Raw genomic sequence first — 20,569 nt, forward strand, 5'->3', positions numbered from 1 at the left:
TTCTCGACGCGGCCTAACTCGCCCGCCGCTCGTGGTCGCGTCGCGAGTTGGCCCGATGCACCAGCCGTTCGCGGGCCGTCATGCCGCCCCACACTCCGAACGGTTCGTTGGCTGCCAACGCGAACCGCTTGCAGGCGTCGAGCACTCCGCAGCCGGCGCACACCTGCTTGGCGCGATCCTCGCGTTGGCGACGCGCGGTTCGCCCCTCACCCGAGGGGGAGAAGAAGATCTCCGAGTCCTGACCCCGGCACAGTGCGTCGAGCTGCCAGTCCCAGGATTCGGCGGCAGACGAGGAAATCCTGCGTTCGATCATGGCAATTGCGGTGTTCTTCGACGGGGCAAATTCGTTCGGCATCGTGGCGACCCATTCCTTTCGTCGACGCTGTCGCTAGGAACCCTTGCCGTGTCGAAGGCGCGAGGCAATGGTTGAAATCAGGGTGATTCGAGACCGCGGTTCAGGACACGACGGGGGTGTACCGATAGAGGGCGTTCACTCGGTCGTCCAGCATGAACAGCGGAAGGATCACAGTCTGGATCGCGGCGATCACAGCAGGGAGATAGTCGCCTGCGACGACATACATGAGACTGCCGAGACCGAACAGAATCAGTGTCGTACGGGGAAGGAGCCACGTCGGATTTCGGTCAGTTCGCCTGAGCGCGTACAGAATTGCGGCTGCGATCGCCACGAGGATGGCGCTGTGAGTGGCCAGACGTATCGAATCGGACGTGTCGGCCGCCTGGAACGTGCCGATCACGACCAGCGAACCGAGAAAGACAACACTCGCTGCGTTCAGCTGCCGATAGCGCGGCGTTCTTCGAAAGCCATCGTCACCGATCCTGGCTTTCCGCACGTGCATGGGTCGAATTCTCGCACGAGGGTGGTGGAGTTCGTCGACCCTCCACAGATCCAACCCGGGGGCGGTTGCGCCGGTGGCAAGGGTTGAAATCATCGTGATTGTAACCGAATGCGCACCTGCACTTGACATTTCGATAAATTGTTCTGTACGTTCCTGTCACCATCCAGAGCGACCGAGAGACCTTGGTTCGATGACGTCGCAGCAACCCCGCCCTTACGGCGTGTGGGTGCTACCGCCAGGACCGATGGAGGCACGACCGATGAACATCTGCATCTGTACGCACGCTTGACCGATCGGCGTACTCACAGCACGAAATCTTCGAAAGGCAACCCAGCGATGATCGCTGCCCATCCGACCCGGCGGTTCCGGTGACTCAACTCGACTCTCGACCCGTTGCGGATACGACGGACGACATTCCCGACGAACAGCTCGTCGTTGCACGCACGTGGCACCCGTTGCGCTGGGTGATCGCGGTCGCAACGCTGATCGTGGTCGGTCAGTTCCTGCACGGCTTCGTCACCAACCCCGGCTGGGATTGGGGCACCTTTGCGCAGTACTTCACTGCAGCATCGGTGATGTCGGCGCTGTGGTTGACCATCCAGCTCACCTTCTGGGGAACGCTGATCGGTTTCGCCATCGGTATCGGCCTGGCGGTGGCCCGGCTGTCCGACAATCCTGTGCTGCAGGTTATTTCCTGGTTCTACATCTGGGCCTTCCGTTCCATCCCGTTGATCGTGCAGCTTCTGTTCTGGTTCAATATTGCGTACCTGTACCAGACTCTGTCGTTGGGAATTCCGTTCGGTCCCAGCTTCTTTCAATTCGACGTCAACAACGTCATCAGTGGATCGACGGCGGCCATCATCGGGCTGGCCCTGCACCAAGCGGCCTACTCCGCCGAGATCGTTCGGGCCGGCATCATCTCGGTGGACCAGGGGCAACTCGAAGCTGCAGCAGCGCTGGGTATTCCGAAGAGGCGGGAGTTCTTCAAGATCGTTCTGCCGCAGGCGATGCGAGGGATTCTCCCCAACGCAGCCAACGAGGTGATCAGTCTGTTCAAAGGCACGTCGATCGTGTCGGTGATGGCCATTGCCGAATTGTTCTATCAGGTGCAGGTCATATACGGACGCAACGGGCGCGTGGTTCCGCTGCTCATGGTCGCGACCGTCTGGTACATCATTCTGACGTCGGTGCTGTCGATCGTGCAGTTCTACGTCGAGCGGCACTACGCCAAGGGCGCGGTACGCAACATTCCGCTGACGCCGATCCAGCAGATTCGCCACAAGCTCTCCAACGTCACCTTCGCGCCGAGAGGGGCAACCCGATGACCACTCTCGATGCCTCCACATCCACATCCACTGCCGCAACGAGATACGCGGTCGAGGTGCGCGGCGTCCACAAGTCCTACGGCGGGCTCGAGGTGCTCAAAGGCGTCGACCTCCTCGTACGTCCCGGTGAGGTGACCGCGATTATCGGCCCCTCGGGTTCGGGCAAGTCGACCCTGCTGCGCGCTCTGAACCATCTGGAGAAGGTGGATCAGGGCACGGTCCGGATCGGCGGTGATCTGGTGGGATATCGGCGCAAAGGCAACAAACTGCACGAACTCAGCAACAAGGAGATTCTGCGGCAGCGTTCCCAGATCGGTTTCGTGTTCCAGAACTTCAATCTGTTTCCTCACCTGACGGTCCTCGAGAATGTCATCGAAGCCCCGATCTCTGCGCAGAAGCGCACGCGTTCCGACGTCGAACCCGAGGCGCTGGCTCTCCTCGAACGAGTCGGGGTGCACGCGAAAGCCCACGATTATCCGCGACGACTCTCCGGCGGACAACAGCAGCGGGTCGCCATCGCGCGTGCACTTGCCCTGCGTCCCACAGTCATTCTGTTCGACGAGCCGACGTCAGCGCTCGACCCCGAATTGGTGGGAGAGGTTCTCGAGGTCATCCGCGGCCTGGCACGCGATGGTGCCACCCTGGTGATCGTCACGCACGAGGTCGGGTTCGCCCGCGAGATCGCCGACACCGTCGTCTTCATGAATGGCGGCGTCATCGTCGAACAAGGCTCTCCTGCAGAGCTTCTCGATTCACCCCAGGAGGAACGCACCAAGTCGTTCCTCGCTCACGTTCTATAGCTGTCACTCACACTTCACCTGCACCCACGAACGGGGAAAGTCATGTCCGGATCATCTCGTAGGCTCGCGGTAGTAGCGTCCGCATTCGCTGTCCTGGCACTCACTGCGACAGCATGCAGCGAGCCCACTGCCGAATCTCAGGTCGTCACCGAGGACGGCGGATCGTTCGATCTTTCACCCGAGCAGGCCGACCGCGTTCGCGCCCAGAAGGTCGACGAGATCGCAGCCGAAGTGCCGCAAGCGATTCGCGATCGCGGCACCCTGATCGTCACCGGGGCGGGCGGTACCGCGCCACCGCTGCGTTTCTACGCGACCGACGACACCACCATCGTGGGGTCCGAGGTGGACTTCTCGTACCTGATCGCCGACATTCTCGGTCTCGACGTCGATCTTCAGGTCGCAGATTGGTCGCAGAACTTCGTAAAGATCGACTCCGGCGAGAACGACGTGTTCATCTCCAATGTCACCGTCACCGAGGAGCGCAAGGACAAGTACGACTTCGCGACCTATCGACTGGACAACCTCGCTTTCGAGGCGCAGAAGGACACCGATTGGACAGTCGAGAAGCGTCAGGACAGCGCAGGCAAGAAGATCGGTGTCGGCTCCGGTACCAACCAAGAGCAGTTGCTGGTCGACTGGAACGAGCAGAACGTAGCCGAGGGTCTGGCTCCAGCCGAGATCGCTTATTACCAGAACACCTCCGATTACTACCTGGCGCTCGGGTCAGGCCGTATCGACGGGTACCTGGGACCCAATCCGTCCGCGGTTTATCACGCGGTAACCGGTGGTGAAACCAAGATCATCGGCACGTTCTCGGGTGCCGGAGATGCGCTGCAGGGTGAAATAGCAGTACTGACCAAGAAGGACAATGGGCTCATCGACGCCGTGCAGGACGCAGTGAACCACGCCATCGAGGACGGCAGCTATCAGAAGGTGATCGATCGTTGGGGCCTGCTGTCCGAGGCAGTGACCGAGTCCGTCATCAACCCGCCCGGGCTACCCCGCAAGGAAGGTTAGACAACTGAGCAGAGTTGACGTCGGCCGGGAAGCTGGTCGCTGATCTGGTCGACAGTTAATCGAGACAGGAAACACATGAGCGCGACGTTCGATGTCATCATTCGCACTGGTGACACGGGTCCAGGACGCGTGGACTTCGTCGAGGTCGATCAGCACGATCGGCTGGCGACGCCCCTGCTGCAAGAACTGGCGATCGAATATTCGTCCCGGTACGGCCGGAGCCCCGGTGTCCAATACGAGGAACTGAAGTCCTATCCCGCCCGGGAGTTCGCACCGCCGGGTGGTGTGTTGGTAATTGCCTTGGCCGATGGCGTTCCTGTTGCCGGAGGTGCGTACCGGAAATACGACTCGGAAACCGCAGAGCTGAAACGTATTTGGACATCGAAAGTGCACCGCGGCAGGGGATTCGGCAGACTCGTCGTGGCCGAGCTGGAACGCAGCGCACGTGATCGCGGATATCGCAGGGTCTACCTGACGACCGGCTGGAATCAGCCCGAGGCCGTTGCGCTGTACCTGGCAGCTGGATACACCCCGCTCTACGACCGAATTTTGCCGTCCAGAACAGTCGGATCGCACCCCTTCGAGAAGAGTCTCGAATGAGCCCGGTTCAGTGATGCCCCACTACGGCCCGAGTGGGGTGCGGTATCGCCGAGCAATGTTTGTCAGCCCGACGTGTCGGCGTGGTGTTCCAGAGCTGCACCGACCCAGAACTGCAGTGCCTGTTCGCTCGTCAGCGCTTCTGCATCGACGGTGATCCAGCCTTCACCCATCGACCGCCCCTTGCCCATGACGGCATGGTGGGCCCCATCGAGCTGGAGGTATTCGGGTTCGCGTACCCCGTCCACGCGAACGAGCAAGGCACGGTTTTCGGTGCCGACACACACCACCATTCTGTCTCGCACCATGAACGCCAGACCGCCGAACATCATCTGCTCACGCAGACTCTCCTGGTCCCAGAGAGCGTCGCGGATGCGGTCCGCAAGAAGCTCGTCGTACGCCATGAGCTCGTATTCCTCCTGTGATGGTTGTATCGATGGAACCCCCTGGTCGTATCGAGCGCAACTGTGGGTCGACGCAATGGGGGATTCGGTATCTGCGTTGCAGTCCTGCCGGAGGCAGGGCTGTGTCGATGGCCGGGTGGTGCGGCTGACAGGGCTGTGCCGTGGTGGTGGTGTGGGTCGTCAGGCGGGTTGTCGTGGTTCTTCGTCGCCGGTGTCGCCTGTGTCGCTGTGGTGGTCGGGTGGGTAGAGGACTTCTTCGGGGTGGTGTGCGTGGTTGATCAGCCCACGGCGTGTGGGGTCCATCCCTGTTGGTGGGTGCCACAGGGTGCGGCCCGGGTAGCGATGTGCGGCTGTGGTTTTGGTGGTGGCCCACTTTCCGGGTTCGGTGCCGACGAGTGCGTGGTGCATGTCGCAGGCGAAGGTGAGGGAGTCGATGTCGGTGGGTCCGCCCTCGACCCAGTCGTCGACGTGATGTGACTGGCACCAGGTCGCCGGGCGGGTGCAGGAGGGGAAGCTGCAGCCGCGGTCGCGGGCGATGAGGACGATGCGTTGGTCGGCGGAGGCGATGCGTTTGGATCGGCCCAAGTACAGGGCTCTGCCGTTGTCGTCGAAGACGGTGAGGTAGTGGTGGGCGTGCGAAGCCATGCGGATGGCGTCGCGGATCGAGACGCGGGATCCGGTGGCGGTCATGGCGTAGCCGCAGGCGGCGTCGAGGTCTTTGAGGGTCATGGTGACGATGGCGGTGACGGGTAGGCCGCGGTGGGTGCCGAGGGTGCCGGAGGCGAGGGTGTGCCGGAGCGCCATTTTCAGGGCGTCGTGGCGGCGTTCGTTCTGGGTGCGTAGATCCCGCGCGGCGGCAGCGTCGCGAGCAGCGGTGTCCGATGCGTCGGCGTCGGCGTGGCCGCCGGGTTCAGCAGCGCTGCCGGAGCCGGCATCGTCGTTGGTGTCCTTGGGTGCCGCTGCGTCCTTGGCTGCAGCTGTGCCGTTAAACCCTGTGCCGCAACCACAGTCGTCACCGTCGCACTCGCCGCAGTCGCCTTCGCAGCAGTCCTCGTCACCGCAGTCGTCGTCACTGCAGTCACTGTCCCCGTTGCGGGTCGTCCCATCCCACAGGCCTGCATCGCTCGACCCGGCATCACCGGACGACGGCTCGGACGTCGGCTCGGGCTGCTCTGCAGTGGACTTGCTGTCAGCTTCATCCTCGTGGACGACCGATGTCGGGTCGGCAGGATTGTTCACACCGGGTTTCGCGGCTTTCGAGAACAAGGCTTCGAGGTAGGCGCGTAGTTCGGAGTCGACGCAGAACTTTCCTTCTGACATGCCGTCGGAACCCTGCTCACCGAGGTAGAAGAACGCATCCCGTTTCCGTGGCCTCGGGTTCGCGTTCTTGTCTTCGTCTTCGTTCTCGTCGAAGTCGCCGTCGGGGTCGAGGATCGAGTCCAGGTGCGCCACCAGCGGTGCGAAGTCGTCGGGCCGTCTGGTCGAGGCGAGACCCACCAACTGCTGTTCGGCGCGATCGCGGGTCTGCGGATCGACACTCGACGGTAGGTGCCGGAAGAACTCACGAATCATCTGCACGTGCTTGGCGTCGAGCAACCCTGCCCGCACCGCTGCAGCGGTGTGTGGCAGCAAAGGCGGTAGCGGTTCGCCGGACAGTGCGGTGCGGTCACCCAACTCTGCGGCCAGACGTACTCGCGCACCGGCTGTTCGTGGGGTGATTCGCAGCATCCATGCCACCGAGCACGGCACCGACCCCGGATACACGTCGAGGCCGTGTTGTGAGATCAGCTCGTTGAGCCAGGTGTGCGAGTAGGCGGTCACCGATCTGGTGAGCGCTTCCATGCGTTGGATCACCGCACGCCGGTCGGCGTTCGACCACGCCACCGACCCTTGCCCCGCCAACTCGGCAACCGCCGACTCCACCGCCTCGACCAACCCCGCCAAGACAGGGTCGGACACGACGGGGGCAGGAGGCACCGTTTCGATGCCGTCCACCCCTGATCCGCCGTCCCCCGAAAGCATGAACAGAATCTACCGCGACCCACCGACAAGTATTCGAACGTTTGTTCCCGCATCATTTGGCTGTCGCTGCGGCCCAGCTGGAGTCGGAGCCCGGCACTATGCGGCCAATTACATATGGACCAAAAGTGTGACGTTGTCGGTTTTGTACAACCACGAGTCGCAAAGATGCTGGTGGCGGCGTTCAATATCTCCCAAGGCGGACGTAACGACCACAGCAGCGTTGCTTGCATCGGTGACGAAAGCCACTGCTCGACGGTATCTCCGAACGCGACTGTCGAGCCGGTGTCCAATGTTGTGTGTTGACCCAGTGGGGATGATCGACATGAACGACTCGTGTGGCTCCGCGCTTTCGTGCAGTTCGCCCAAGGACATGATCACCCGTCTCCAGTTCGGCACCGCCGACCTGTGGCCAGAGGACGCGGCGCTTCCTGCCCGCTGGCGCTACATGGCCGATCTGGTCGACTCCGATCGCGGTATTCTCGCTGAGCTCCACGGTTCGGTGTCGACGCAGGTGGCGGATGCTCTCGCTGCGGCTGCGGAACTGTGCAGACAATCGGCCGATGAGCCTGTGACCGCCGGAGACTGGGCGCTACTCGGACGAGCGCTGGCGTGGCTCGGCCCCGGCGGTTCCGATATCGATCGCGCGTTGCTTGCTGTGGGAGAAGAGTTGACACTGATCGGTCTCGACGGTGCGGAGCATGACTTCTCGGTCGCGACCTGGCTCTGCATGGACGTCCTCGTCCGATTCGCTCATGCCGGCGAAGCGATCGACTGCTGGGTGCACCTCGTAAATGCGCCAGAGTTGAACAAGGTTGCCTCGCATGATGATTCGAGATCTTGCGCGAGTGGGAGCGCTGGACTGGCGCTGGCCGTCTGAACGGTAGGCGTCGGTCCGACCGCGCTTCTCGCGTCTGTTATCGGCGGGTTTTCCTACCCCGGTTGGCAACCGGGGCGATGCTCTCGTAGTATCGGAAACTGTAGGACCATCCAGAGCGACCGAGAGACCTGGCTCTATGACGTCGCAGCAACCCCCCGCTCGTCGGGTGAGGGTGCTACCGCCGGGACCGATGGAGGATTGCACGTGAACACCCGAGTTGCCGCAGGCTTCGTCAACGGTTGCCGCCGTCTCCATGTCGATCTGTGCCGCCTCAACGGTTCGACCTGTCGCAGCTGACATTTCGTCACAACTCGTACTTCACACCTCACCTCATCATCTGCGCGCACTCCTTCCTGGGCACACCCAGCTCGGATGCGGATCGTGCGCGCGATCGACCAGATATCGGAGACACCTACGTGTCCACTCGTCCTGCATTCCTGGTGGCCGGCCTGATCGCCACTACGGCCACAGTCCTCGCCGGATGCGCCGGTGGTGCCGCCACCACGGCCGCCGACGCCGGTCCGGCCCAGCCCGGCGGAACTCTGCGTTACGGCTTGTCCGGGGCCCCGACCTGCTCGGATCCCGCCCAGTCCGGCACCAACCAGACCATCTACGTCACCCGTCAGGTCGTCGATTCACTCACCGATCAGAACCCCGAAACCGGTGAGATCGAACCGTGGCTGGCCGAGCGGTGGGACGTGGGTGCCGATGCGAAATCCTTCACATTCACGCTGAAGGACGGCGTCACCTTCAGTGACGGCACGGTGCTCGACGCGGCGGCGGTGAAGGCGAATTTCGACGCGATCATCGGCCTCGGCGCAGCGAAGGCACCGTTGGCGGCGAGCTATCTGACCGGTTATCAGAGCGCCACGGTGGTCGACCCCTCGACGGTGCGCATCGACTTCGCAGCACCGAATGCGCAGTTCCTGCAGGCGAGTTCGACACCTCAGCTCGGAGTTCAATCTATCGCGACCTCGGCGCAGTCGGCCGAGTCGCGGTGCTTGGGTACCAATATCGGATCGGGACCGTTCACCTACGCGGATTACCAGCAGGACCGTTCAGTCATTCTGGCCAAGCGAAGCGGATACAACTGGGGTTCAGCGGTATTCGGTCACACCGGCGAGGCCTATCTCGATCGCATCGAATTCACCATCGTGCCCGAGTCGGGCGTTCGCACAGGAAGCTTGTCCTCCGATCAGCTCGACGCCGTCAGCGACGCGTTGCCGCAGGACGCTCCGCAGATCGAAGCGACCGGCGGCCGAATTCTGACCACCTCGAACCCGGGAGTCCCGTTCGGCATTCAGCCCAACGTAACTCGCGGTGCGCTACAAGACCCCGCCGTCCGGACGGCCCTGGTACCGGCGATCAACCGTCAGGAACTCGTCGATACCGTCCTCGGGCCCGACTTCCGCACGGCGACAAGCACGTTGGCCAGCGCCACCCCAGGTTACGTCGAACTCGCCGATGTCACCTACGATCCCGAGAAGTCGAAATCGCTGCTCGACGACGCCGGCTGGGTTCCCGGTGCCGACGGAATCCGTGAAAAGGACGGGCAGAGGCTGAGTTTCGAGGTCATGTACTCCGCAGTGTTCGCTGGCAACCAGGCGATCCTGGAGTTGACGCAGCAGCAGCTACGTGCGGTGGGCGTCGACCTGCAGCTCGAGTTGGTCTCGACGTCCGAGGCGACAGCACGTCAGGGCACCAAGGACTACGACTCCACGTACTACAACAGCACCCGCGCCGACGGCGACATTCTGCGCACCACGTTCGCCGCCGACGGACGTAACCTGAACGCGCGCAACCCAATTCCCGATCTGGATGCTTCGCTGACCGATCAGCTCTCGACCACCGATGCAACGGCGCGCAACGACATCCTCGCCACCGCTCAGCAGCAGGTGCTCGACAACGGACTGTGGATCCCCACCATCGAGCTGTCGCAGGCCGTCGGCGCGGCGTCGAAAGTGCAGGACCTGAAGTTCGAGGCCTCCGCTCGACTGCAGTTCTTCGATACCTGGCTGAGCGCATGATCCGGTACCTCGGGCAGCGCGTACTGCAGGCAGTGGCAGTGCTGTGGGCCGCGTTCACCATCTCGTTCGGCGTGCTGTTCCTGCTGCCCTCGGACCCGGTCAGTCTCGCTGTCGACTCTGCCGGTTCGGGCACACCGGTCGACGCGGCGGCCGTCGCAGAATTGCAGGCCCGCTACGGTTTGGACCAGCCGGTGTGGGTGCAGTATTGGCATTCGCTGACCGGGGCTGTGCAGGGCGATTTCGGATTGTCCATCGCCACCGGACAGCCGGTGACGACGGCGATCCTCGATGCCGTGCCGAGCACGCTCGGCCTCGCAGGCACCGCACTGGTATTGGCGGTCGTGTTCGGGTCGGCACTGGCGTACGCCGCGACGTACACCCGAACGCCGTGGCTGAAAAATCTGTTGTTCGCACTCCCGCCGCTCGGGGTGGCTGTACCGACCTTCTGGGTGGGACTGCTGTTATTGCAACTGTTCTCGTTCCAGTTGAGGTGGTTCCCGGCCTTCGGTGACGCCGGAGCGGCTGCACTGGTGTTGCCTGCGGTCACGTTGGCATTGCCGACCGGTGCGGTCATCGCTCAGGTGTTGGCCACCAGCATGTCGACTACCTGGAAGCAGCCGTTCGTCGATGTTGCTCGCGCCAAGGGCGTCTCGCGGCTACGGGTGCAAACGCGGCATATAGCGCGGCTGTCGTCCATCCCGGCTTTCACGATCGCGGGTGTGTTGGTGGGGACGCTGCTCGCCGGATCGGTCGTCGTCGAGACGGTCTTCTCGCGGGCCGGAGTGGGACGGCTGACCCAGACCTCGGTATTGGCCCAGGACATTCCGGTGGTACAGGGCATCGTGGTGCTGACCTCGCTGGTGTTCGTTGTGGTGAACCTGGCCGTGGACCTGCTGTATCCGCTGATAGACCCGCGCATCGTGCGCGAGTACAAGCCTGCGCGCGCGGTCGCGGAACCGGAGAAAGCTCATGTCTGACAATCTGATTCGTGACCGCGAGGTTCGGGCAGCGGCGTTGCTCGAGGCAGAGCCGGTGCCGTCGACAGCTCGGCGTCGCCGGGTTCTGACGGACGCCCTGAAGCACCTGTGGCTTGCCTTGTCCGCGCTCGTGCTGCTGCTCGCGCTGGGATTCGCACTCTTCCCCTCCGTGTTCGCGAGCGGAGACCCGTTGGTGGGCGTGCCCGCCGACAAGCTCCAGGCCCCCAGTACGGCACATTGGTTCGGCACCGACAACATCGGCCGTGACGTCTTCACCCGCGTGGTGCACGGCTCCGGCCTGTCGTTGACCGCGACACTGCTCGCCGTCGGGATCGCACTGGTCGTCGGATCGATCGTCGGCCTGATCTCCGGGGCAGTCGGGGGCCTCGTCGACGCCGTGCTGATGCGCATTGTCGATGTGCTGCTCTCGATTCCGACGCTGTTGCTGTCGCTGGCCCTGGTCACAGCGCTCGGCTTCGGAACCGTCAACGTCGCCATCGCCGTGGGGGTCACCCTCATCGCCAACTTCGCCCGGGTCATGCGGTCGGAGGTGTTGCGTGTGCGTCGATCGCTGTATGTCGAGGCGGCGTACGCCTCGGGTGTGCGATGGTTCGACGTCTTTCGCCGACACATCCTCCGCAACTCGTACGGTCCCGTGATTGCCCTCGCAGCAGTCGAATTCGGTATGGCGGTCCTGGCGGTCTCGGCGTTGAGCTTCCTGGGATTCGGCGCTGTTCCGCCTACACCGGAGTGGGGATCGCTGATCTCCGAGGGTCGGAACTTCCTCGCCACCGCTTGGTGGATGACCACCTTACCGGGCCTGGTGATCGTGGCAGTCGTGCTGTCCGCGCACCGTCTCGGGCACGCACTCGAGAGGCGATCCGAATGAGCCCCATCCTCGAAGTCGACAACCTCTCGGTCGGCTACGGCACGACGACGGCCGTGCGCGGAATTTCGTTCACCGTCGAACGCGGCGAGGTACTGGCCGTCGTAGGCGAATCCGGTTCGGGAAAATCCACCACGGCCCACGCGGTCATCGGCTTGCTGGCCGGCAACGGTCGGATCCGAAGTGGCTCGGTGACCTTCGACGGCCGGCGCCTGGACACCGCGTCGGACAAGACACTGAATCGCTTGCGCGGTCGGCATATCGGGCTCGTCCCGCAGGATCCGACCACCTCACTGAACCCCGTCGTACGCGTCGGAGACCAGGTGGCCGAGGTGCTGCGTGTGCACGGGTTGGCAGATCGGCGTACCGCGAAGCTCGAGGCGATCCGCATTCTCACCGACGCGGGCCTCGACAACCCCGAGGTGCGGGCACGCCAGTACCCGCAGGACCTGTCCGGTGGGCAGCGGCAGCGGGTACTGATCGGTATCGCTCTCGCGTGCCGCCCCGAACTGGTGATCGCCGACGAACCGACCAGCGCCCTTGACGTCACCGTGCAACGACGCATCCTCGACCATCTGGACGCCCGAATTGCCGAGACGGGTGCCGCAGTTCTGTTGATCACGCACGATCTGGGCGTTGCGGCCGATCGCGCCGACCGGCTGGTCGTCATGAGTGGTGGTGAGATCGTCGAAACCGGTCCGACTGCAGAGGTGTTGGCGAACCCCACCCATCCCTACACACAGAAGCTGCTCGCGGCCGCGCCGTCTCTGAACTCGACGCTCCGTCCGGCCAGGACGGGTGCGGGCGATCCAATTCTGTCCGTCTCGTCGGTGTCGAAGCGTTTCGCCATCGGACGAGGCGTTCACCTGGATGCGGTGCGAGACGCCACGATCACGGTCGAGCGGGGTCGAACCGTCTCTGTCGTCGGCGAATCCGGTTCGGGGAAGTCCACCCTGGCGCGTATCGCGATCGGCCTGGAAACACCCTCCGCGGGCACGGTCACGTTCGACGGAATCGATGTCACCGGCCTTCGTGGCACGGCGAGGCGGGAGCTGCGGCGTCGAGTCCAGATCGTCTATCAGAACCCGTACGCATCACTGAACCCGAAGTTGCGCGTCGGCGAGATCGTGCGAGAACCGCTGGACGCGTTCAAGATCGGGACGTCCCGAGACCGCTCGGCGCGTGCCGCGGAACTGCTCGACCAAGTGGCTCTGAGCAGTGACCACCTGGCGCGTCGCCCGGCCGAGTTGTCGGGTGGTCAACGTCAACGTGTCGCAATCGCTCGGGCACTGGCGTTGGCACCGGAGGTGGTGGTGCTCGACGAGCCCGTATCGGCCTTGGACGTGTCGGTGCAGGCACAAATTCTTTCGCTGCTCGGCGATCTGCAATCCGAGTTCGGTCTGAGCTATCTGTTCATCTCGCACGACCTGGCCGTGGTTCGCCAGATCAGCGACACCGTGGCTGTGATGCAGTCGGGTGTGATCGTCGAATATGGCAGCACTGCTTCGATATTCGACAAACCCCAGCAGGAATACACCCGCGAGTTGCTCGCGGCCATCCCAGGAACAGCGACACAGAGAGTGGGTACCGGTGTCTGACAAGCTTTTCGTCACGGCAATCGAACCGAGGGGAACCGGCGCACATCCACAGGCGTGGCGGCGACAGGATTCTCGCGCCGAGGAAGTGTTCACCGCGGCATTCTGGATCGAACAACTCCGCGCGGCCGACCGGGCCGGGATCGATCTGGTCTTCCTCGCAGACTCCTTCGCTTCCCGGACCCTCGAGGCGGTTGCCGTGGCAGCCCGGGCTGCTGCGCTCACCGAACGCATCGGTTTGATCCCGACGGTCACCGTCACCCACACCGAGCCGTTCCATATCTCGAAGCAGATCGCGAGTCTGGACTTCGCCTCACACGGTCGCGCAGGTTGGCAGGTCGAGGTGTCCGGCGGCGCGGAGCAGGCAGCACTGTTCGGGCGTAAGGGCGAGCAGAACGAAGAGAGCCTGTGGCAGGAGGCCGACGAGGCCATCGAGGTCGTCACTCGGCTGTGGGACAGCTGGGAGGACGACGCCGAGATTCGAGACGCTGCGACGGGTCGGTTCGTCGACCGAGACAAGTTGCACTACATCGACTTCCAAGGTGAGCACTTCTCGGTGAAAGGGCCGTCCATCACGCCGAGGTCACCTCAAGGACAGCCACTGGTAGCAGTGCGCGCCCACTCCGCCGAATCCACCGCGGTAGCGGCCGCCAGAGCGGACATCGTGCGGATTGCTGCAGACTCGATCGAGGGCGCAGCTGCCCTCGCGGCGCGTGTTCGACGGGCCGTCGTGGCCGAGGGCCGCGACCCGGTGGACGTGTTCGTGCTACTCGACGTCGAGACCTTGGTGTCGGAGACCGCGGCCGAAGAATTGGCGCAGCTCGACAACTGGGCAGGCCGGGTACGTACGCCGCAATCGCTGCAGTACGTGGGCGACGTCGCCGGGCTGAACTTGCTACTCGGAGCGGCCGAATCCGCGGGACTGGACGGGGTCACCCTCGTGCCGCTCGCGCTTCCGTCGGGAGTGAAGACACTCCCGGCCACGGACAGCAGAACCGGAGCGACGGTGCGCGAGCGCCTCGGCCTGGCTCGTCCGACAAATCGTTTTGCAGCACCCGAAAGGAACAGTCGGTGACGATCTCGAAGCGGACCAAGAAGCAGATCCACCTCGGCGCGCATTTCCCTGGCGTCAACAACACCACCGTCTGGACCGACCCGGCGTCGAAGAGCCAGATCGAATTCGATTCGTTCGTCCACCTGGCCGAGTCCGCAGAGCGTGGGCTGTTCGACTTCTTCTTCCTCGCCGAAGGTCTGCGATTACGCGAGCATCGCAACAAGATTCACGATCTCGACGTCGTCGGCCGTCCGGACACGCTCACGGTGTTGAACGCGTTGGCATCGGTGACGACGAAGCTCGGACTCGCCGGGACGATCAACACCACGTTCAACGAGCCCTTCGAGCTCGCCAAGCAGTTCTCTTCGCTGGACCACCTGTCCGACGGGCGCGCGGCGTGGAACATGGTGACCTCGTCCGACGCGTTCACCGGAGAGAACTTCCGACGCGGTGGCTACCTCGACCGGGCCGACCGCTACGTGCGAGCGAACGAGATCATCGACGTCGCCCGAGAGTTCTGGGATTCGTGGCAGTCCGATGCGTTCGTCGTCGACCGGGATCGAGGTGTCTTCGGCCGAGAATCCGAGATCCGCACGGTCTCGCATTCGGGTCCTCAATTCGATGTGACGGGCCGCTTCACGTTGCCGCGCAGTCCGCAGGGACACCCGGTGTTGTTGCAGGCCGGCGATTCCGACGAAGGTCGTGAGTTCGGTGCGGCCAAGGCGGATGCGATCTTCACCATCCACGGGACGCTGGAGGACGGGCAGAAGTTCTACACCGACGTCAAGGGAAGGTTGGCCAAATACGGCCGCGAGCACGCCGACCTGAAGGTGCTGCCCGCCGCGACGTTCGTCCTCGGGGACTCGGCCCAGGATGCAGCCGAGAAGGCCGACCATATTCGGCACCAGCAGGTCAGCGGCAAGACTGCTATCTCGTTTCTGGAGCAGGTGTGGGGACGAGACCTGTCCGAGTACGACCCGGACGGACCGTTGCCCGACGTCGAGCCGAGTGGTGACGTGAGCATCACCCGTGGTCGCGCTCGCCACGGTGACCCGAGAACCCTTGCGCAGCAGTACCGTGAGCGTGCCGAGGCCGAGAACCTGAGCATCCGGGAGCTCATCATCGCGGTGACGACCCGGCAGCAGTTCGTCGGAACGCCGGCACAGGTAGCTGAGGACATCGACAGCTACGTCCAGAACGATGCGTGCGACGGGTTCATCCTCGTCCCGCACATCACGCCGGCCGGGCTCGACGAGTTCGTCGACAAAGTCGTCCCACAGCTGCAGGATCGCGGTAGTTTCCGTACCGAGTACACCGGGAACACGCTGCGTGATCACCTCGGTCTGCGTCACCCGTACCAACAGCGTGAAGGAGTGCGAGCATCGTGAGCGAATTCGAGCAGGACTGGAAGCAGTGGCACGCGGACCGGGAAGCGTCCTACGGCGATCCACTGGGATGGTTGTCGCTGACCGGATTGTATTGGCTGACCGACGAGTTCGAGATCGTTGCCGATCTGCCCGGCCGATGGCGGGCCGATGCGGACTCGGTGACCGTCGAGGGAGTGGACGGGGTGACGACTCTGAATCCGGTGGAGGGTGCGCCCGGGATCCTCGTCGGCGACGGTGAACGCCGTATCGAGGTCATCCGCCGCACCGGCGCGGTGGCGCTACGGGTCCACGATCCTAAAGCTTCGACCCTGCAGTCCTACAACGGAATACCGGCCTTCGAGCCCAGTGAGGAGTTCGTGGCCCGCGCCACGTTCACGCCCTACGACGCCCCGGTCACCGTGACGACAGGTGCCGTGGTCGAGGGTCTCGAACACCACCACACTGCGGTGGGCACCCTCGATTTCGAGCTGGCCGGTACAGCCCAGCAGTTGGTTGCGTTCGGCGGCAACGACACTGGTTTGAAGGTTCTGTTCACCGATGCCACGAGCGGGGTCACCACGTACCCGGCAGCGCGGATCCTTGCTGTGGCGGAACCCGAGGATGGCTCCGTGACACTCGATTTCAACCGAGCGGCGAACCTGCCGTGCGCGTTCACCGACTACGCGACGTGCCCGGTCGCGCCGGCGGAGAACCGGCTGACGGTGGCTGTCGAAGCAGGGGAGAAGACGCCCGGATGACGCGCGTGCCGCTGTCCGTTCTCGACCTGGCACCGATCAGCGCTGGGTCGAGCACTGCTCAGGCGCTCCGGAATTCGCTCGATCTGGCACGACAGGCCGAAGAGTGGGGCTACGAGCGCTACTGGGTTGCCGAGCATCACTTCGTCGCTGCGGCCAGTTCTGCGCCTGCCGTACTGGTGGGTTTGATTGCGGCTGCCACCAATCGCATTCGTGTCGGATCGGCTGCGGTCCAGCTCGGTTTCACGACAGCTGCTGCCGTAGTGGAGTCCTTCGGAACGGTGGACGCGCTGTATCCGGGTCGTATCGATCTTGGTGTGGGTCGATCCGGGCAGCGCAGAGCAGCAGCCCTGACCGGTGCACAGCAGGCTGCGCCCGAGCACGCGGTGTCATCGGAACACGGTGGACTGTTCCCAGTGGCGCCCGCTGCGGCGACCCCGCGAACGACCCCGCTGCTGGCTGCGTCTCTGGCTGCGCTGCAGCAGCCGCACGCTGAGGTCTCGGAATTCGTCGATCAACTCGACGACCTTGTTGCGCTGCTTGCCGGTAGCTACGAGCGCGACGGGGTGCCGTTGACGGCACGCCCGGGTGTCGGGGCCGATGTGGCGCTGTGGCTGTTCGGCAGCAGCGCTGGGCCGACTGCCCGTGAGGCCGGTGCCCGCGGTCTGCCGTTCGCGGCGAGTTATCACTTCAGCCCGGGGACGACTCTCGAGGCGATCGACGAGTATCGCCGTGCTTTCGTGCCGTCGGCCCGGTTGTCCTCGCCGTACGTGGCGGTGTCGGCCGATGTGGTTGTTGCAGAAACGGATTCGCAGGCCCGTGAGCTGGCAGTGTCTTTCCCGCAATGGGTGCACAGCATTCGCAGCGGTCGAGGTGCGATCGAGTACCCGGATCCGAAGAACGTGGCACCGCTGACCGGCGAGCAATACGAGCTCGTCGCTGATCGAGTGGACACTCAGATCGTCGGATCTGCGGCGACGGTCGCGGTGAAGCTCGACGCCCTGCAGGAAGCGACCGATGCGGACGAACTCGTGCTCACCTCGGTCACATACGACCATGCGGACCGGCTGCGCTCGTACGAATTGCTCGGTAGGGAATGGGGACTGCCGCGCCTGCGGATCTGAGCGGAACATTTGCGTCGTGGTGACCGTTGTACCGCGCATGACACGAGTTGCAGTTGCAGCGTCCTACGGTGGACCGGACGTCATCGAGATCGTCGAACGAGAGCTGCCTGAACCATCCGAGGGCCAGGTTCTGGTCGAGGTCAAGGCGATCGGCGTCAACCCCTTCGACTACAAGAGCTACAGCGGCGCCTTCGGTACCGACGGGTCGAAGCTTCCGATTGCGTTGGGCAGCGAGGCGTCGGGCATCGTGGTGGCGGTCGGAGGAACCGTCGAGGGCCCGGTCGGTCCTGTCGCCGTCGGCGACGCGGTGGTTGTCTCCGGCCAGAACGGTACGTACGCCGAGAGGATTCTGGTTCCTGCGCGGTTCGTGTTCCAGAAGCCGGAAGCGTTGGACTGGAACGTTGCTGCGGGAGTACTCGCCGTGGCTGGAACGGCCTACGACGCACTCGAATCCGTCGATGTCACGAGCGGAGACACTGTTCTCGTGCACGGGGCGGCGGGCGGCGTCGGGTCCGTGGTGGTTCAGCTCGCTCTGGAGCGCGGGGCCACCGTCATCGGGACTGCGCGCCAACAGAACCACGACGCGCTCCGGTCCTACGGTGTCGAGCCCGTCGAATACGGCGACGGACTGATCGACCGGGTACGAGCAGCCGCACCGAATGGGGTGGATGCGGCAATCGACACGGTGGGCACCGAGGAGGCCGTCGACGTCTCTCTCGAATTACTACCGGACAGAGCGAGATTGGTCAGCACGGCCGCCTTCGGGCGAGCTTCGGCAGACGGGTTCCTCACCGTCGGTGGGCCGGTCAGTATGGAGCGTCGACGCCTCGCATCCCCGGTGCTGTTGGAGCAGGCGGGTGCAGGCGTATTCGAGGTCACGGTTGCCAAGACGTTTCCCCTCGCCGATGCGGCGAGAGCACACGCCGAGCTGCAGTCGACGCACCCGCGCGGCAAGTTCATCCTGATTCCTTGACGAGTACCGGGGGCTCAGAACGCTTCACGAGCTCGTACTCGGACCGATGAACTCCTCGGTCACTCTCTGCGCGATGCCGTCGGGATAGGGGCCGGGGAGGATGAGAACGACATGATCGAATCCGGCGGCCACCGCGTCGCCGATGTCGTTTCTCAACCTCTCGGGTTCTTCGAACGACACCCCGAGAGCGATCGATCGGGTGATCGCCCCTGGATCGCGCCCGATCTCGGCGCAGTACCGGTCGAGTAGTCTGCCTCTGTCCAGTGCGTCGGCCAGGTCCCCACCGGGAATGTTCCATACGTCGGCGTGTTCGGCGACGAGGCGCAGCACTCCTGCCGCCCGGCCGCCGATCACGATCGGCGGGCCCGGTCGCTGAATCGGTTTCGGATTCTGGAACGCCCCGACGAGGTCGACGTGGCTGCCGTGAAAGTCGAAGGGTTCGCTCTCGGTCCAGAGCCTACGAATCACCGTGAGCGATTCACCCAGTCGCGCAACAGCGTTCGCAGCGTCGCTGTAGGGCAGCCCGCTCCCGTCGTACTCCCGTCTCGCCATCGGCACGCTCGGCCGTGATCCGGCACCGATGCCGAAGTCCAGCCGCCCGTCCGAGACCGTGTCGACCGTGACGGCGATCTTCGCGAGAATCGCGGGTGGACGAATGCGGTTGCTGGTGACCATGATTCCCAATCGCAACCGCTCGGTGCGAGCGGCCAATGCGGACAGCATGGTCCAGCCTTCGAAGATCGGGCCGTCGAGGTCACCGCCGATGGGCATGAGGTGATCGAACAGCCACGCGTGCTCGATTTCCGGAATGCCGTCTGCCTCGCGCCACACCCGGAGCAGGTCGGCGTAGGAGACGTTCTGGGGAGGGGTCATGATCCCGTAGCTGACCATGTCAGCGTCTCCGCAGGGAGGCTTCGAGCAGTGCCGGCGGGGTGTCGAACTTGTCGTCCGGCGCGAGATCGACTCCCGGAGCTACGATCTCGTCGATTCTGTCGAGGACATCGGCCGGGAGGACGGTGTCGGCGGCAGCGAGCTGCGAGTGTAGGTGCTCGACGGTACGCGGCCCGACTATCGCGCTGGTGACTCCCGGATGAGCCGTCACGAAACCGAGTGCGAGTTGGATCAGTGTCAGTCCGGCTTCGTCGGCAACGCCGACCAGTTTCTCGACGGCGTCGAGTTTGGCCCGTCCCGTGGGAGTGTCCGTGCCGAATCGCTCGGGCATCATCGCCGCGCGGTTGGTGGTGGCCTCGCGCCCGGCCCGGATGGCTCCGGAGAGGAAGCCGCCCGCCAGGGGACTCCACGCGAGAACGCCCATTCCGTACTCCTGCGCGACCGGAAGGACGTGGGATTCGATGCCGCGCTGCAGGATCGAGTACGGCGGCTGCTCGGTGACGAACCGCCCAAGACGGTGCTCCCGTGCGGTCCACTGCGATTGCACGATTCGGTAAGCCGGGTAGGTGGAGGAGCCGAAGTATCGAATCTTCCCGGCACGCTGCAGATCTGTCAGCGCCGAGAGGGTTTCCTCGTCGCTCGTGGTGGAGTCCCAGCGGTGTATCTGGTAGACGTCGACGTGATCGGTACCGAGTCGGCGCAGACTGTTCTCCAGTTCGGTGACGATCCAGCGGCGGGAGCTGCCCTGATGATTGCGTTCGTCGCCCATGGGGTTGAACACTTTGGTGGCCAGCACGATGTTCTCGCGCCGACCTTCGATCGCCTTGCCGACCATTTCCTCGGATTGTCCCTGGCTGTACATGTCCGCGGTGTCGATGAGGTTGATACCGCCGTCGAGTGCGGCGTCGACGATCGCGGTTGCCTCGTCTTGCGTGGTGCGTCCGATGGCACCGAAGTTCATCGCGCCGAGCGAGAGAGTGCTGACCTGGACGCCGGTGCGTCCCAGTGTGCGGTATTGCAT

20 protein-coding genes and 2 riboswitches are annotated in these 20,569 nt (G+C 64.0%); of the genes, 14 read left to right on the forward strand and 6 right to left on the reverse strand.

Annotated features, from left to right (window positions below):
• Positions 1-13: 13 nt before the first annotated feature.
• Together AB0O58_RS20400 and AB0O58_RS20405 are read right to left on the reverse strand one after the other, a co-directional pair.
• Positions 14-313 (reverse strand): WhiB family transcriptional regulator, encoded by a 300-nt coding sequence (locus tag AB0O58_RS20400; RefSeq protein ID WP_032364985.1) that lies wholly within the window; start codon positions 311-313, stop codon positions 14-16.
• Positions 314-455: 142 nt separating this feature from the next.
• On the reverse strand, positions 456-950 hold the full coding sequence (locus AB0O58_RS20405) for a hypothetical protein (RefSeq protein ID WP_366238695.1): 495 nt from the start codon (positions 948-950) through the stop codon (positions 456-458).
• Between the two features lie 63 nt (positions 951-1,013).
• Positions 1,014-1,108, forward strand: a riboswitch (SAM riboswitch).
• 162 nt (positions 1,109-1,270) lie between these two features.
• On the opposite strand from AB0O58_RS20405, the gene AB0O58_RS20410 reads away from it, so the two are divergent.
• From AB0O58_RS20410 to AB0O58_RS20425, 4 genes are all read left to right on the forward strand, one after another.
• On the forward strand, positions 1,271-2,182 hold the full coding sequence (locus AB0O58_RS20410) for an amino acid ABC transporter permease (RefSeq protein ID WP_222058452.1): 912 nt from the start codon (positions 1,271-1,273) through the stop codon (positions 2,180-2,182).
• Positions 2,179-2,982 (forward strand): amino acid ABC transporter ATP-binding protein, encoded by an 804-nt coding sequence (locus AB0O58_RS20415; RefSeq protein ID WP_366238696.1) that lies wholly within the window; start codon positions 2,179-2,181, stop codon positions 2,980-2,982. The genes AB0O58_RS20410 and AB0O58_RS20415 overlap by 4 nt, the downstream gene beginning before the upstream one ends.
• 42 nt (positions 2,983-3,024) lie before the next feature.
• Positions 3,025-3,999: an ABC transporter substrate-binding protein gene (locus AB0O58_RS20420; protein WP_366238697.1), complete on the forward strand. Its 975-nt coding sequence runs from the start codon at positions 3,025-3,027 to the stop codon at positions 3,997-3,999.
• A 75-nt stretch (positions 4,000-4,074) separates the two neighbouring features.
• Positions 4,075-4,599: a GNAT family N-acetyltransferase gene (locus tag AB0O58_RS20425; RefSeq protein WP_366238698.1), complete on the forward strand. Its 525-nt coding sequence runs from the start codon at positions 4,075-4,077 to the stop codon at positions 4,597-4,599.
• A gap of 62 nt (positions 4,600-4,661) precedes the next feature.
• Here the strand turns inward: AB0O58_RS20425 and AB0O58_RS20430 are convergent, their stop codons facing one another.
• Both AB0O58_RS20430 and AB0O58_RS20435 read right to left on the reverse strand, forming a co-directional pair.
• Complete coding sequence (locus tag AB0O58_RS20430) at positions 4,662-5,000, reverse strand: TfoX/Sxy family protein (protein ID WP_366238699.1); 339 nt, start codon at positions 4,998-5,000, stop codon at positions 4,662-4,664.
• A 180-nt stretch (positions 5,001-5,180) separates the two neighbouring features.
• A complete protein-coding gene (locus AB0O58_RS20435; protein ID WP_366238700.1) occupies positions 5,181-7,022 on the reverse strand; it encodes a DUF222 domain-containing protein in 1,842 nt (613 codons plus the stop codon).
• 370 nt (positions 7,023-7,392) lie between these two features.
• Here AB0O58_RS20435 and AB0O58_RS20440 point away from each other — a divergent pair, with 370 nt between their 5' ends.
• The 10 genes from AB0O58_RS20440 to AB0O58_RS20485 all read left to right on the forward strand — a co-directional run bounded on the left by AB0O58_RS20440 (position 7,393) and on the right by AB0O58_RS20485 (position 18,657).
• Positions 7,393-7,899 (forward strand): hypothetical protein, encoded by a 507-nt coding sequence (locus tag AB0O58_RS20440; RefSeq protein ID WP_363799149.1) that lies wholly within the window; start codon positions 7,393-7,395, stop codon positions 7,897-7,899.
• A gap of 103 nt (positions 7,900-8,002) precedes the next feature.
• Positions 8,003-8,096: riboswitch (SAM riboswitch) on the forward strand.
• Positions 8,097-8,315: 219 nt separating this feature from the next.
• Positions 8,316-9,926 (forward strand): ABC transporter substrate-binding protein, encoded by a 1,611-nt coding sequence (locus tag AB0O58_RS20445; RefSeq protein WP_363799146.1) that lies wholly within the window; start codon positions 8,316-8,318, stop codon positions 9,924-9,926.
• Positions 9,923-10,903, forward strand: a complete 981-nt coding sequence (locus tag AB0O58_RS20450; protein WP_048316449.1) for an ABC transporter permease — start codon at positions 9,923-9,925, stop codon at positions 10,901-10,903. Before AB0O58_RS20445 ends, AB0O58_RS20450 begins: the two co-directional genes overlap by 4 nt.
• The gene (locus tag AB0O58_RS20455) at positions 10,896-11,792 is read left to right on the forward strand and encodes an ABC transporter permease (RefSeq protein ID WP_366238701.1); all 897 of its coding nucleotides are present in this window, start codon (positions 10,896-10,898) and stop codon (positions 11,790-11,792) included. Before AB0O58_RS20450 ends, AB0O58_RS20455 begins: the two co-directional genes overlap by 8 nt.
• On the forward strand, positions 11,789-13,387 hold the full coding sequence (locus AB0O58_RS20460; RefSeq protein ID WP_366238702.1) for an ABC transporter ATP-binding protein: 1,599 nt from the start codon (positions 11,789-11,791) through the stop codon (positions 13,385-13,387). The genes AB0O58_RS20455 and AB0O58_RS20460 overlap by 4 nt, the downstream gene beginning before the upstream one ends.
• The gene (locus AB0O58_RS20465) at positions 13,380-14,459 is read left to right on the forward strand and encodes an LLM class flavin-dependent oxidoreductase (RefSeq protein WP_366238703.1); all 1,080 of its coding nucleotides are present in this window, start codon (positions 13,380-13,382) and stop codon (positions 14,457-14,459) included. The genes AB0O58_RS20460 and AB0O58_RS20465 overlap by 8 nt, the downstream gene beginning before the upstream one ends.
• Before the next feature lie 2 nt (positions 14,460-14,461).
• Positions 14,462-15,826: an NtaA/DmoA family FMN-dependent monooxygenase gene (locus AB0O58_RS20470; protein WP_048317248.1), complete on the forward strand. Its 1,365-nt coding sequence runs from the start codon at positions 14,462-14,464 to the stop codon at positions 15,824-15,826.
• The gene (locus tag AB0O58_RS20475) at positions 15,823-16,563 is read left to right on the forward strand and encodes a DUF1684 domain-containing protein (RefSeq protein WP_366238704.1); all 741 of its coding nucleotides are present in this window, start codon (positions 15,823-15,825) and stop codon (positions 16,561-16,563) included. Before AB0O58_RS20470 ends, AB0O58_RS20475 begins: the two co-directional genes overlap by 4 nt.
• The gene (locus tag AB0O58_RS20480) at positions 16,560-17,684 is read left to right on the forward strand and encodes an LLM class flavin-dependent oxidoreductase (RefSeq protein ID WP_366238705.1); all 1,125 of its coding nucleotides are present in this window, start codon (positions 16,560-16,562) and stop codon (positions 17,682-17,684) included. Before AB0O58_RS20475 ends, AB0O58_RS20480 begins: the two co-directional genes overlap by 4 nt.
• Before the next feature lie 37 nt (positions 17,685-17,721).
• Complete coding sequence (locus AB0O58_RS20485; RefSeq protein ID WP_366238706.1) at positions 17,722-18,657, forward strand: NADP-dependent oxidoreductase; 936 nt, start codon at positions 17,722-17,724, stop codon at positions 18,655-18,657.
• A 24-nt stretch (positions 18,658-18,681) separates the two neighbouring features.
• Here the strand turns inward: AB0O58_RS20485 and AB0O58_RS20490 are convergent, their stop codons facing one another.
• Together AB0O58_RS20490 and AB0O58_RS20495 are read right to left on the reverse strand one after the other, a co-directional pair.
• The gene (locus AB0O58_RS20490) at positions 18,682-19,548 is read right to left on the reverse strand and encodes an LLM class flavin-dependent oxidoreductase (protein ID WP_032388992.1); all 867 of its coding nucleotides are present in this window, start codon (positions 19,546-19,548) and stop codon (positions 18,682-18,684) included.
• Between the two features lies 1 nt (position 19,549).
• Complete coding sequence (locus AB0O58_RS20495; protein ID WP_366238707.1) at positions 19,550-20,569, reverse strand: aldo/keto reductase; 1,020 nt, start codon at positions 20,567-20,569, stop codon at positions 19,550-19,552.

Origin of the sequence: Rhodococcus sp. NPDC080181 (genome assembly GCF_040702225.1) — a bacterium.
GTDB classification, from domain to species: Bacteria; Actinomycetota; Actinomycetes; order Mycobacteriales; family Mycobacteriaceae; genus Rhodococcoides; species Rhodococcoides fascians.

Excerpts from the sequence above, each read along its gene's own strand:
- AB0O58_RS20405 (WP_366238695.1), bottom strand. The coding sequence starts at position 950 with ATGATTTCAACCCTTGCCACCGGCGCAACCGCCCCCGGGTTGGATCTG.
- AB0O58_RS20400 (WP_032364985.1), bottom strand. The coding sequence starts at position 313 with ATGATCGAACGCAGGATTTCCTCGTCTGCCGCCGAATCCTGGGACTGG.
- AB0O58_RS20435 (WP_366238700.1), bottom strand. The coding sequence starts at position 7,022 with ATGCTTTCGGGGGACGGCGGATCAGGGGTGGACGGCATCGAAACGGTG.
- AB0O58_RS20420 (WP_366238697.1), top strand. The coding sequence starts at position 3,025 with ATGTCCGGATCATCTCGTAGGCTCGCGGTAGTAGCGTCCGCATTCGCT.
- AB0O58_RS20455 (WP_366238701.1), top strand. The coding sequence starts at position 10,896 with ATGTCTGACAATCTGATTCGTGACCGCGAGGTTCGGGCAGCGGCGTTG.
- AB0O58_RS20495 (WP_366238707.1), bottom strand. The coding sequence starts at position 20,569 with ATGCAATACCGCACACTGGGACGCACCGGCGTCCAGGTCAGCACTCTC.
- AB0O58_RS20450 (WP_048316449.1), top strand. The coding sequence starts at position 9,923 with ATGATCCGGTACCTCGGGCAGCGCGTACTGCAGGCAGTGGCAGTGCTG.
- AB0O58_RS20430 (WP_366238699.1), bottom strand. The coding sequence starts at position 5,000 with ATGGCGTACGACGAGCTTCTTGCGGACCGCATCCGCGACGCTCTCTGG.
- AB0O58_RS20440 (WP_363799149.1), top strand. The coding sequence starts at position 7,393 with ATGATCACCCGTCTCCAGTTCGGCACCGCCGACCTGTGGCCAGAGGAC.
- AB0O58_RS20415 (WP_366238696.1), top strand. The coding sequence starts at position 2,179 with ATGACCACTCTCGATGCCTCCACATCCACATCCACTGCCGCAACGAGA.
- AB0O58_RS20425 (WP_366238698.1), top strand. The coding sequence starts at position 4,075 with ATGAGCGCGACGTTCGATGTCATCATTCGCACTGGTGACACGGGTCCA.
- AB0O58_RS20460 (WP_366238702.1), top strand. The coding sequence starts at position 11,789 with ATGAGCCCCATCCTCGAAGTCGACAACCTCTCGGTCGGCTACGGCACG.
- AB0O58_RS20490 (WP_032388992.1), bottom strand. The coding sequence starts at position 19,548 with ATGGTCAGCTACGGGATCATGACCCCTCCCCAGAACGTCTCCTACGCC.
- AB0O58_RS20480 (WP_366238705.1), top strand. The coding sequence starts at position 16,560 with ATGACGCGCGTGCCGCTGTCCGTTCTCGACCTGGCACCGATCAGCGCT.
- AB0O58_RS20485 (WP_366238706.1), top strand. The coding sequence starts at position 17,722 with ATGACACGAGTTGCAGTTGCAGCGTCCTACGGTGGACCGGACGTCATC.